Consider the following 12167-nt stretch of genomic DNA (forward strand, 5'->3'; position numbering starts at 1 on the left):
CAAGCCGGGATGATCCCTGGACTTGGTCCTTTAGATGAACTATGCTTTCTTGTTTCTGCGATACATGATCGAAATACCGATCAAGATCGAAACGATACCTGCAACGATAGGGAGTGGGTTAGCCTGTTCTCCAGTCTGGGGCAATACTTTTCCTGTAGACGGATCGTTGCCGGTTTCCAAGACGTTGGGGTTATTAGGAGCTGCTGAATCGTTCGGTTTGCTCGTATTTCCTGTTTGATTCATTTCGCCGGAAGTGTTGGGGTTTGAAGTGTCATCAGGATTACTCGGTTGGTCTGGGGTGCTAGGTTGGTCTGGGTTGTTCGGTTGGTCTGGGTTGCTAGGTTGGTCTGGATTACCAGGTTGGTCTGGATTACCAGGTTGATCTGGGTTACCAGGTTGGTCTGGTTTGCCTGGTTGATCCGGTTTGCCAGGTTTGTCTGGTTTATCCGGTTTGTCTGGCTTTTCCGGCTTAGGATCTGGCTTAGGATCTGGCTTAGGATCTGGCTTAGGGTCTGGCTTAGGGTCTGGCTTAGGGTCTGGTTTAGGGTCTGGTTTAGGATCTGGTTTTGGCTCAGGATTTCCGCCTCCACCACCACCGCCTCCACCGGAGGTCACGTCATTTTCGACAGTCACCAACACATGGTCGCCAGCTACTTGGTTTCTTTTAATTTCGAACCCGATTGGCTTGCTGCTTTTAACATAACCAGCAGGTGCCTTTGTCTCGATAAACTCATACTTGCCCGGATTCAGGCCTTCGACAATCAGCTCTCCGTTGCCATCCGTAGTCAGCTTTGTAAGCTCCTGACCGTTCATATCTTTGGCTACCTGACCATTTTCATCGTGGAGCGTAAATTCAGCTCCTTTGAGCTTATGATTTGGGTAACCCGTCCTTACTTTGGTCAGTTTCACAGATCCTGGGTTCAATCTGTTGGTCAATGTGAGAGAGGCTGTGTCTTCCTCTGTCACTTCGAATTTCAGTGGTTCAGCGAGCTCATAATCAGCAAGAGCTTTTGTTTCCACGAGCTGGTAGAATCCTGCTTTCAGGTTTTCGAGGAGAAGGATACCGTCCTTATCCGTTGTGAGTCCACTTTGCAGTACTTTCCCGTCAGCATCTTGAAGCTCAAAGGTGACGCCAGGAAGTGGCACTTTGGTGTAATGGTCCACTTTCAGCAATTGAACGGACCCGATATTTTTGGCGTTCTTTTTCGTAAGGGTCACAATTTCTGTCTGGTTGGAGGCGATTTTGAATGAAATGGGGGTCGCATCCAGCTTGTATCCCTTAGGAGCTTTCGTTTCGACTAGCTGATAGTTTCCTTCTGCCAGATCGCCTTTGGAGACTTTTCCGTCAGAGCCGGTTGTCAGCTCAGCGATCGTTTCGTATGCTCTGCCCTTTTCAACCTGTAGATTGAAGACAGCGCCTTCCAACGTTTTCCCAGCATTCTCCGCGTCAACTTTGGTTAACTCAAATCCTTGACGGAGCAGCTTGTTGCCGATGGGCATTTCGATTGTAACTGGAGCAGCTGGGTCAGCACCTGCAGGAGCTTTTAACGTAATGTCTTTTCCGTTTCTGTACTCGTCTGCGATGACGTAGCCAACAGGAGCGGATAGTTCTTTTAGCTTGTACGCTTTAAATTTGTAGCCTTTGAAGGGGGCGATGCCATTTTCATCGGTCACGACTGTTTCCAGCAAGGTTTTCCCTGCCTTGTCGTACAGACCAAACGTGGCGCCTGCCAAAGCTTTTTTCGTATCTGCGTCTGTTTTGACGATTTTTAAGTCGCCTTTACCAGGTGTGCTGGCTCCGCCACCAGCACCGGACAAGCTGACTTTGACACCCTCTTGTCCGTCTTTCCCTTTACCTACAACTGTTTTCCCTGCAAAAGAGGCTTCGTTTTTGATGATCTCGCCATGATCAGCATTGATAAAGGAACGGTACTCCAGGATGTAGGCAGTTTTCAGGTCGTTTTTGAAAGTCAGTTTAAAGGAGTTGCCAACCACTTCTAATGTGTAGTCCTCGGAGGCCATTTCTTTTCCGACAGTCAAAGCACCGGATTCAGAGACGATTGTCGTAAAGAGTTTGAAGGAGTCTTTCATCAGAATTTGATTGCTGGACAGCGTATCGGTCAATACAGCACCTGCTGAAATATGAGACTGGCTCGGATTGATTTTTACTGTCCATGTTGCATACTCTGAATCTGCTCCTGTACCTTGTACGCCTGTTTTGAGGACGTACTGCCCACCGTATGCAGGTCTGACGGTCGTCTTGCCTTTATAGAGTGGAGTGCCTGTTATGTCACTATCGTGCATAGTGGCATTGTTTTCGTACACTTCTCCGACTGGCAGATCAGCCAAACTGGTTGTGTACGTGATGCGATAGGCCGAGTCGATCTGTCCAAGATGCAGCTCAAAACCGTTGGTTAATGGGTCGAATTTAATAGGAACAACTGGTCCTTGGACCACCTTCACGCCGTCTGCTCCACCTGTTAGCAGCAACTTATGCACTCGTAACGAGTCCTTCACAAAAGTTTGTTCTCCGGTATAAAAATCCCGGATGATCGCGTTATTAATCTTGTGAAGGTTATAGTTCACATCGATTGTCCACGTGATTTCTTTTGTGCGGGCGTCGTATGTACCCGTTTTGTTGCCGTTATTGTTCGTGTAGTTGTCTGGTTTAACAGTAGCCGATTTCGTGATAGGGTCTTGTGCTTTCACGTTTTCCTTCCAGTTCAGCTCCGCCTCGTTTTTGTACACGGATGGACGGTCCTTGGAAGTAGGATCGAACTTTGTCAGGTACGTAATGACTAGACTCTTTGTGACTGGTTTGTGGAAGGTGATCTTGAATCCATCTTCGTACTTTGGGTTCGGAGAGATGCTGTAGTCTTTGTCAGGACCTTTTTCCAAATCCTTTGTCCAATCGCTGATTTTTACCTCGTCAGGAAGAAGAGTCAGCCCTTGACCCGCGTAACTGTCGGTAATAACGACTTCATCCATCACCTGATTGTCGTCATTTAGACTAAGCGTCCATTCGATCGTTTTATCCAGATAGTTCACTTTTTCTTTTTTGGCGGTTTTCCAGAAGATTGCTTGATTGATCTCTCTGGATGCATCTTTTTTGGTTCCATCATAGATCTCTACTTCATTTTTCACGAGGTAGCTGTCTTGGTGGACACGATTTTTGGCTTTGGTTTGGTAGGTGATTTCGTAAGCAGCCGACACGTCATGGTCAAACTTCAAGCGGAAGCCGGTATCCGATGGGGTTACACTGTACTCTTTGATGGCAGCCCCGTCTTTTGTTCCGTTTCCGTTGTCACCGATGGTCATTTTGTGAACGGTAAAGGAACCATTCACGAGCTCTTGATGACTCGTATCGAATCGATCCTCGAGCCATGCATCGCTTTGCTTGATCAGTTTTTCATTGTAGTTGTACTGAATAGCCCAGGTGATCGTTTGTTTGGTGTAATCGTAGTGAATCGCCTTTTTGTTCAGAGGCTGGCTGAATCGGACAGAGACATTCGCGGAATCGATTAAATCCTTTGGAAGGTTCGTTCCTGTGACAGTGGCTTTATTCGTGTAGGTTGTATCTGTCGTACCGGTGACGTTGGTCTTGTACGCGACGCGATAAGCACCGTCGATGTCGCCAAAGTTAATTTTGAACCCGTTTCCTTCTGTTAATTTCTCAGGAGTGAAGGTGGTTATCTCAGCCTTTGGATGAACAAAGCCATTCAACTGAACTTCTAATGGGAAGACCTTAATCGAGCTCATGTCGATATCCAGACCGCTTGGAAGCTCATCCGTAAAGACAGCGCCTTTAATCGGATTTTCACTCAGGTTAAAATCGATAGTCCAGTCGAGATAGCTAGGATTCATGCCCTTGTTTGCTTTTCCGTTCTTGTCGATTTCATTGTTGTTTTTTCCTTTGAAATGGACAGAGATCGGAGCGATGCCATCGAATTTGAAATCGATCTCCTGTCTCGTGCCACCCTCAAACTTTTTCTCATCGAATTCCCGCCACACATAGAACGTTCCGTCATTGATCTCTGCGCCGTCATTGATGGCATCACTGAAAGTGAAGGTGACGGTGCCGTCTGTTTTCACTTCATAGGTGCCGTAGCCTCCGTTCAGATCTCCGGTCAAATCGCGGTCCGTCCGAAACTTATCTGGAAGAGGGAAAGTAAAGGTGGCACCTTCTGAGTAAGGATGTCCAGCAGGGACTTTCCATGTGAAATCAACTTGAACACGTGAGCCCTGATCGGGGCGGATGTCTTCAATGTTGTTTCCGTCTTTGTCCTTCATGGCTACGCTGGTGATGATGTTGTCTTTGATGATGTTGTCTTCAGGGTCAGGTTTTGGGGTGGTAGGAGTCCCTGTTCCTGGATTGGTAGGAGTCCCTGTTCCTGGATTGGTAGGAGTCCCTGTTCCTGGATTGGTAGGAGTCCCTGTTCCTGGATCGGTAGGAGTCCCTGTTCCTGGATCGGTAGGAGTCCCTGTTCCTGGATTGGTAGGAGTCCCTGTTCCTGGATCGGTAGGAGTCCCTGTTCCTGGATCGGTAGGAGTCCCTGTTCCTGGATCGGTAGGAGTCCCTGTTCCTGGATCGGTAGGAGTCCCTGTTCCTGGATCGGTAGGAGTCCCTGTTCCTGGATCGGTAGGAGTCCCCGTACCTGGATCGGTAGGAGTTCCCGTGCCCGGATCGGTAGGAGTCCCTGTTCCTGGATCGGTAGGAGTTCCCGTGCCTGGATCGGTAGGAGTTCCCGTGCCTGGATCGGTAGGAGTTCCCGTGCCTGGATCGGTAGGAGTTCCCGTGCCCGGATCAGTAGGATCGCCTTTACCCGGTTCCCCGCTATTGTTAATGACAACCTCACCTTGTGTTTGGGCATACGAGGTTGTCGTGAAACCGAAAATGTTTTGGATGATGAGCAAAAGTGCCACCACAACGATCCAAGATTTCCTTTGCATATGCTCCTCCTGTACTAAATAAAAACTAGTTCATTTTGTCTTTCAGTAGGAAGTGTTAAGGCTGAGATGAAGTTGTCTGTTTCTGTTTCCATTCAGCTTGAACGATCAGTCTGTCCTTCGGATCTTTCGCTCCAACAGGGGTGCATGTGACCAAGGTGATCAATGGCTTCTTTTGATCCTCTAGAACTTCTACTTGTGTACGATCTACGACAAAGGCTTTCACGACAACGAACTGGTAGGTTGCCGTTTTCGTCTTGATCTCAATCTCATCGTTAGGTGCTAGTTCGTCCATGCGATTGAATTGCTTACCATGAGTAATCCCGCGATGGCCAGCCAGTCCAACATTGTTCACGCCGAATTCCTTGTCTGGCTCGATCAGGCCAACACCTTTACTCAAGGAATGCTTGTCCGCGCCTTCAAAAATCATCATTTCCAGATCAATTTTGGGAATCCGAATCACGCCTCTGGCACCTTCCAACATAGCGAGCGGCTCTTGTATCTGAGGAGATGGTGTATCTTCTGAAGCAGTTGTTTCTATTTGCTCGCTGACGTTGCTCAGTTGTTCGAACGCTTCGATGAGCTGTTCCTGCTTTTGTGCAGATACCGCCGTTTCCCATTGAGGATAGAAAAGGAGGAACAAGCCTGCCAGGATAAACCCAGCACTTAACAGCACTCGCACATTCTTCAACTCCCTTTTCGCACCGTTAACTCAATTCATCTTTCCCCCCTTGTCCCAATTTTTCGTTAACTATGTTCGGCAAGGGCATCCTTCGTTGTACAAGTCTTGCTAGTCGAGAACAACAGATTCACCTGCTGTTCCAATTATGAAAAAATGCCTAGAGGTATCATAATCTTTCGACCTATACAATTTCTGAACATGAAAAAAGCCAGGGGAGGAAGAATCTCCTTTCTGGCTTTTTCGGTCTTCATTCTATGGTTAATAGGCGATGCTTTTTGAAACAAATCCAACTAAAACCTTCCCATTTGCATCAACGGTGGAGCCGTAATACCAATCTCCATGTTCACCGACAACTTGAACAAGTGCATCTCTGACAGCGTAGCCCCTGCCTGGACTTTCTGCGGAAGAGGTCGAGAAGAAGTAGCCTTTCTCTCCTTGAATTTTGACAGTCTTAGGAGTAATCGGTGTATACGAGGTGACCACTGTTTTAGAAATGTAACCTTGATCGATGGAGATAAACTCCAGCTGTGTACCGGATGCTTTGATTTCAAAACCATACCAAAGGGTTGCAGCAACGACAGAGTCAAGGGATGGAGCAGAATAAACGGTAGCATTGTCTACGGCTACAATTGTTTTCGAAGGGAGTATTTTCCGTTGTGCGGGGGCCGCTGGTTTTGAAGGGGCCGATTTTTTTACTTGGCTGTTGGAAGAACCACCGCCACCGTTGTGATAGTGATATTCTCCATACTGTAATCCCCATTTTTCACAGTTTGTTCTACAGGTGTGTCCACCATTTGCATCTGTTCTGCCTGGATGCGCCTCAATCATTTGAACAGGGAAAAAAGCAAAGCAAAGAATGAGTGCAAGTACAGAAATAATCTTTTTCATAGACAACCTCCTAAGGATTCGCTTTCGCCCGCAACAGATTCAACCCCATCCCGATAAAAACAATCCCTGTCAGCTTGTTGAGAATGAGGGAGAACTTCTGATTATTGCGCAATTTTTGCGTAGCGAAGGAAGCAAACAGGGCGAGGAGACTGCACCAGATGCCACCCGTAACGGTAAAAGTAAGGCCAAGAATAAGGAAAGGGAGTGGTCCGGCTTCCGTTGCGCTAACAAATTGCGGGAGGAAGGCGATGAAAAACAGGGCGACCTTTGGATTCGTGACACTTGTCAGGATCGCTTGCAGATAAATTTTTTCACCCTTGAGCTTCTTGGAATCGGCTGCGTCAAAAGCTGGTGATTCCTTCGTCATGAGCATGCGAATGCCCAAATAGACGAGATAGGCGACCCCCAATATTTTGACGATGTTAAAAAGCACGATGGATTGCGCCAAAAGGAGCGACAAGCCGAAGGCAGCCAAGAGCGTGTGAATGAGTGAGCCTGTCAAAATGCCGAGAACCGAAAGAATACCTGCCTGTTTTCCTTGCGAAATGCTGCGGGTGATGATGTACATCGTGTCAGAGCCGGGTATCAGGTTCAACATGATCGCGGTCATCAGAAATGCTTCATAATGGACGATTCCAAACATCTCTTCTCACTCCTCATCTGTCTATAAAATAAAAATAAATTATAGAATAATCTGATACCTGGCGCAATGCGGAAAATGAGGAAAAGCTCCTGACGCAGATCAAGGAACGTATGCCATGATCGCGAGGGGAGCTCATTATTCAAGCGGACTGATTACGGCGTTGATTCAGTAGCGCGTATCCAGCCTTCTTTTCCATCAAATACAATCTGGTACCAGCCATTTATATCTGCGATGACTTGGAAGGAACCATCTGCTACTACCTGACCGATCTTCTCATATTCTTCACCAGGACCCGCAAAAACATCGATTTTTTGAGTGGTAGGGGGAGTTTGATCCGTCGCTTCTGTTGATCCGTCAGCTGGGGAAGTCGCTTCTCCTGACCCAGTTCCCCCAGTCGTTTCCTCGGAACCCTCCTCCAAGTCAGCCAGCTTTTCCATGTAAGCTAAGCCATTGTCCTCGAGCTTGAACAAAGCGATTTCTTTTTCCCCTTTGCCTACCGCATTTTTCATGATCACATGCTCGGAGTCCTCTACGCTGAGTTCATCCGCCTGGACCGAAAAGCGCTTATCGAGTGACTCTTTTGTCAAATTTGGAGAGAGCGCCGTGTAGGAGTGAGTACGCTCCTTGCCGGATGCACTCACGATAATCACAGGCTTGTCTTTACTTCCGAGTGTATCGTCGATCTTAGCCTTTGCCGATTTCATGTCCACATCGAGCGACTGATCCAGATAGAGAAGCGAATCATTTGGCATTTTTGCTGCGAAGTAAAGATGTTGATCTGCCGCAGAGAGTCCAAATGCGTAAAGCTTTGCTCCCCAGCGATCTGTGCCGGAGAACATGTCGGTGAACGTTCTGTCTGGATATCTCAATTGCAATAAGCGTGCTGGATCGTATTCCAACCAGAGCTTTTCCAGATCAGACAGGAGAGTAGCCGTATCCTGGAGCGGATTCAACTGTTCGTACAATTCACGCGCTTTGGTGAACTCAAACGACTTGATGTATTGTTCTGCCTGCTTGAGCTTGCCTTCCAGATAGCGGGTGATCGAATCGAGAACAGGTGAATCACTGGACAGCACATCCTCGATTTTGCGATAGGCGGCTGCCATGTCAACGAAGGCACTCAAATCCTTCGAACGAATGACTTCCTTTATTTCAGTTAGCGCATACTTTTCCAACTGCCCCACTAACCAATCTGTCTCGATACCCAGTTGTTTGTAATGGCGTATGCTGGTAGCCGTTTTGGTGATGACTTCTTTAAAAGGAGCCGAAGCGATCAATTTCCGTAGCTTCGTTTTTTCATAGTCCTGAAACAAGGTCGAGAGCTCAGCCCGCTTTTTCTCTTTGCCTCCGTAATATTCTTCTGGAATGGCAAGGAGTGTTTCGATGAAAGATTCGTCCTGGTCGTTTCCCTTTTCGAGATTCGATTGTGCCTGAGCCTTCGCTGTTTGCAAGGCATTCAGGTAATAATCGGAAAAGCTCTTATCCATCCCAAAGTGAGCGGACAATTGCTGGAAAAAGACCGCGGGTACGTCCTTTTGAATCTGGTATTTTTGTTTAACAGCTTGATACTGTTCATAGACCGCACCGATTTCTGCGATCTTCTTTTCCGAAATGGCCGAGCGTGATTGCAGGTGCAGCCCTTCCAGCTCAGTGCGGATAGATGTCAGTTGGAACATGATGCTATTCCATTCGTCATCCCCGTAGGACAGGACAGCCATATCATTCGCACGAGAAAAGGTTTCCTCGGCTTGCAGCAGGTTCTTTTGTTCATAATACGCCTTTGCCTGTTTATACAAGGAAATCTGCTCGTACCCGAATCCGAGCTTGAACAGAACGGCGATCAAACCTAAGGCAAAGAGTCCGAGAACAATATTACGGACCCAGAGGGACCTATAATAGGGAGAGATAGGCAACATAAAAGGCCCCTCCTTCACAGTAAGCCTTTAAAATCCGGGTCAAACGCGTAATGCGTATCCACCCTGTTTTTGGTAGAATGATATAGTTGTTCCCAAGCTTCATTCTTATGGGTTTGTACCATTTTTGCCAATCGCAGAAGGCGCTCGCGAGGCAAAAAATCGATAAATTCAATAATCAGATCTTGATACTCGTCCACATAAGACTTCATGCGGAGCGCTGCACCTGCCACTTGACCGATGAGCTGATCCCCGTTTTCCAGCAACAATATTTGATTTTTATAACGTCTGACATAAGTAAGCACGGATTTTTTGACGAGCGAAGGCTGGACCTTGATGACTTCGCGCACATATTCCATGAAATCCTTGTCGTACATAGATGGGATGAGCGTTTCGAGCTCCAGCTCCATGTCTTTGCGCAGGACGTAATGATTGAGGAACATGATCTTGCGTATCTTGATCGTATCAGAATCGATGAAATGCCCGATCTCTCTCGTTTTTTCATAAGCTTCCTTGAGATGTCCTTCTTTGACGTCGTTGCCCACTTCCTCCAAATGACGGAGGAGTGAACTCTTGAGGGTCTCTATTTCCCTCGTTAAAAAGTGTTGAAATTGTAAGTCCCTTTCATAGGCGCCGTATTTTTTCTGCATCACGAAAAACAGGACGCACAACACACAGCCAATACCTCCTGCGAGAGCTAATTGCAAAAGGGTCTCCGCAGAAAGGGCAGCAAGACAGACGAACAAGCCCAAGAGCAAAAAGCGGGTCTGCACATAGCGGCGTGTTACCGCATGGGAAACCTGGCGGATCGGTGTGTAGGCTCTCCCGCAAGTCTCGCAATGTGTCTCCCACAGGACATGGTACGTATGGCATCGCGTGCACGCTTGAATTCTTTCATACGTATGAGTGGTTTTGCGGGTTTTGCGAAATTGGACGCCGATTCGTTTTCTCATGGTGAATCCCTCTTCTCATTCAGTAAGGCATGAAGATGCTGATCGATTTCGGCGTTGGAGAGATTGCGCCGTTTTAGTCGCAGCAGCTTGAGGAATCGGACCGCTAGCAGCAAAAAAGCCGCAAACAACAGAAAGTAAGTTAACATAAAAATTCTCCTAACGAAGTTGTCGAAATCTGTAACAAAGAATCATGTCGTATCGTATTACGAGTAAGGGGCAATCATTCTAGTACTTTTTTATCATTTGTCTTCTACTTCTTGAATCTAGTGGTAATAGTGTCATAGTCTTACTTTCTTTGCAACACTTCACAAATTCTTTGTAACGAATAAGAAAAGGAGCTCTTATGAAAATAATACGATTCAGAATGTTATGTCGATACGTGGCATGTCTTGTCCTGCTCTTGGTCAGTGTCCTCTCCGTCACTCACCCAGGTTTTGCGCAAACGAGCGGAAACAATATGGATGCTGTCCTGGTCGTGGATGTCAGCAACTCTATGACCCAAAGCGATAAGAACAAAGTCAGCAACGAAGCAATGAAAATGTTCGTCGACATGACGTCGATCCAAGCGAACAAAATCGGTGTAGTCGCCTATACCGACAAGATCGAGCGAGAAAAGGCACTGCTTGAGATTAATTCCGAAGAAGACAAAAACGATATCAAAGCCTTCATCGACAGCCTGCAAAAAGGTGCCTACACCGATATTGCTGTCGGGGTAACAGAAGCAGTAAAAATCATTGATGCGGGACGCAATCCAAACAATGCACCGATCATCGTACTGCTGGCAGACGGAAACAACTACATGAACAAAGCATCAAGCCGTACCCAAACACAGTCTGACCAAGAGCTGCAGCAAGCAGTAAAAGAGGCCAAAGACAAAGGCTATCCGATCTACACGATTGGCTTGAACGCAGATGGTCAGCTTAACCGCACGACATTACAGCAGATTGCTGCGGAGACAAATGGTAAATTTTTTGAAACGAGCACAGCGGACAAGCTCCCGCAAATCTTGAGCGAAATCTTTGCGAATCACCTGAAGCTGAAGGTTGTCCCAGTGAAAAGCTTCGTCGCAAACGGTCAGGCTCAGGAGATTCCGATCCCCATCCCGAATGGCAGCGTCATGGAAGCCAACATCTCAATCATGTCGCAAAAAGCAGTGGAAGTGAAGCTGTATGACCCAGCGGGCAAGGAAGTACAAATCCCTTCCAACCAGATCAGACTGTCGAAGTCCAATGCGTACACGATGATCAAGCTGGTTAAGCCACAGCAGGGCGATTGGAAGCTACAGGTAAAAGGTGTCCCGAAGGAAAAAATCGATATTAACCTCATCTTCAACTACGATCTGCAATTGGAGATGGAGCCAGTCACAGCCAAGAGCTTCAAGGCTGGCGATGTCGTACCGATCAAGGCTACGCTTGTTTCAAACGGGCAAAAGATAGCGAGTCCTGATCTGTACAAGCAGATGAAGGCGACACTGATCGTCAATGACAAGACGGACAATAAGACAAATGAGGTCATCCTGAACAATACGGGCAGCGGGTTCGAAGGCAGTTTCACAATCCCGGCTGACCATACGTACGAGATAAAAATCAAGGCAGAAGACACCAGCTTTTACCGGGAGACAAAGTCGCTCCTTGTCGATGCTTCTAAAACGGCAGGCTCTGGAGCGGGCAAGCCGAACACAACCACTGCTCCTGCTGCAGAATCGAAACCATTTCCATGGCTGACCGTACTAGGAGGTACCGTGGTTCTCCTCCTGTTGATCGGTGCAGGCTTGTACGCACTGTCGATCTATCGCAAGGCGAACAAGGGCTTCGCGGGCCAAATCGCCATCGAGATCGTGGATGAGGATACAGGCGAAAAGTCCAATCCGCAGTACAAGAAACTGAACGCGTTCAAAGGAAAAGTGAAGCTGCACCAGCTCTTGCAGCTCGCCCCTGAGTTTGCGGAGACAGAGAAGGTCCTCTTTTTACCAGGGAAAAACGATACGCTGATCCTCGAAAATCGTTCGAGCTGCCGAATCGAAAAGGCCGGACGTGTCCTCGATGCAAGCAAAGGCAAAGAGCTGAAGAAAAACGATCGGATCAAAATTTCGTTAACGAATGTGAACAAGTCCTTATATGTAGATTACATCGTCTAGGAGT

At 47.4% G+C, this 12167-nt stretch carries 8 protein-coding genes; 1 reads left to right on the plus strand and 7 read right to left on the minus strand.

All coding sequences use genetic code 11. The features are described 5' to 3' along the window. Positions 1–39: 39 nt before the first annotated feature. From E8L90_RS24485 to E8L90_RS30380, 7 genes are all read right to left on the minus strand, one after another. On the minus strand, positions 40–4950 hold the full coding sequence (locus E8L90_RS24485) for a collagen binding domain-containing protein (protein ID WP_137031718.1): 4911 nt from the start codon (positions 4948–4950) through the stop codon (positions 40–42). A gap of 55 nt (positions 4951–5005) precedes the next feature. Next, entirely contained in the window at positions 5006–5629 is a 624-nt protein-coding gene (locus tag E8L90_RS24490) for a class D sortase (protein ID WP_137031719.1), read from the minus strand. 258 nt (positions 5630–5887) lie between these two features. After that, positions 5888–6517 carry a YHYH domain-containing protein gene (locus E8L90_RS24495; RefSeq protein ID WP_137031720.1) on the minus strand — a complete coding sequence of 210 codons (630 nt, stop codon included), beginning with the start codon at positions 6515–6517 and terminating at the stop codon, positions 5888–5890. 10 nt (positions 6518–6527) lie between these two features. Continuing rightward, the gene (locus E8L90_RS24500) at positions 6528–7160 is read right to left on the minus strand and encodes a LysE family translocator (RefSeq protein ID WP_137031721.1); all 633 of its coding nucleotides are present in this window, start codon (positions 7158–7160) and stop codon (positions 6528–6530) included. Positions 7161–7312: 152 nt separating this feature from the next. Next, the gene (locus E8L90_RS24505; RefSeq protein ID WP_137031722.1) at positions 7313–9076 is read right to left on the minus strand and encodes an SH3 domain-containing protein; all 1764 of its coding nucleotides are present in this window, start codon (positions 9074–9076) and stop codon (positions 7313–7315) included. A gap of 14 nt (positions 9077–9090) precedes the next feature. Continuing rightward, positions 9091–10026, minus strand: coding sequence for a hypothetical protein (locus E8L90_RS24510; RefSeq protein ID WP_137031723.1), 936 nt, complete (start codon positions 10024–10026; stop codon positions 9091–9093). Then, positions 10023–10172: a hypothetical protein gene (locus E8L90_RS30380; RefSeq protein WP_007724683.1), complete on the minus strand. Its 150-nt coding sequence runs from the start codon at positions 10170–10172 to the stop codon at positions 10023–10025. The genes E8L90_RS24510 and E8L90_RS30380 overlap by 4 nt, the downstream gene beginning before the upstream one ends. Before the next feature lie 197 nt (positions 10173–10369). Between E8L90_RS30380 and E8L90_RS24515 the strand changes: the two genes are divergently transcribed. Next, on the plus strand, positions 10370–12163 hold the full coding sequence (locus E8L90_RS24515; RefSeq protein ID WP_137031724.1) for a vWA domain-containing protein: 1794 nt from the start codon (positions 10370–10372) through the stop codon (positions 12161–12163). Positions 12164–12167 lie beyond the last annotated feature (4 nt).

Origin of the sequence: Brevibacillus antibioticus, from assembly GCF_005217615.1 — a bacterium.
Lineage (GTDB): Bacteria > Bacillota > Bacilli > Brevibacillales > Brevibacillaceae > Brevibacillus > Brevibacillus antibioticus.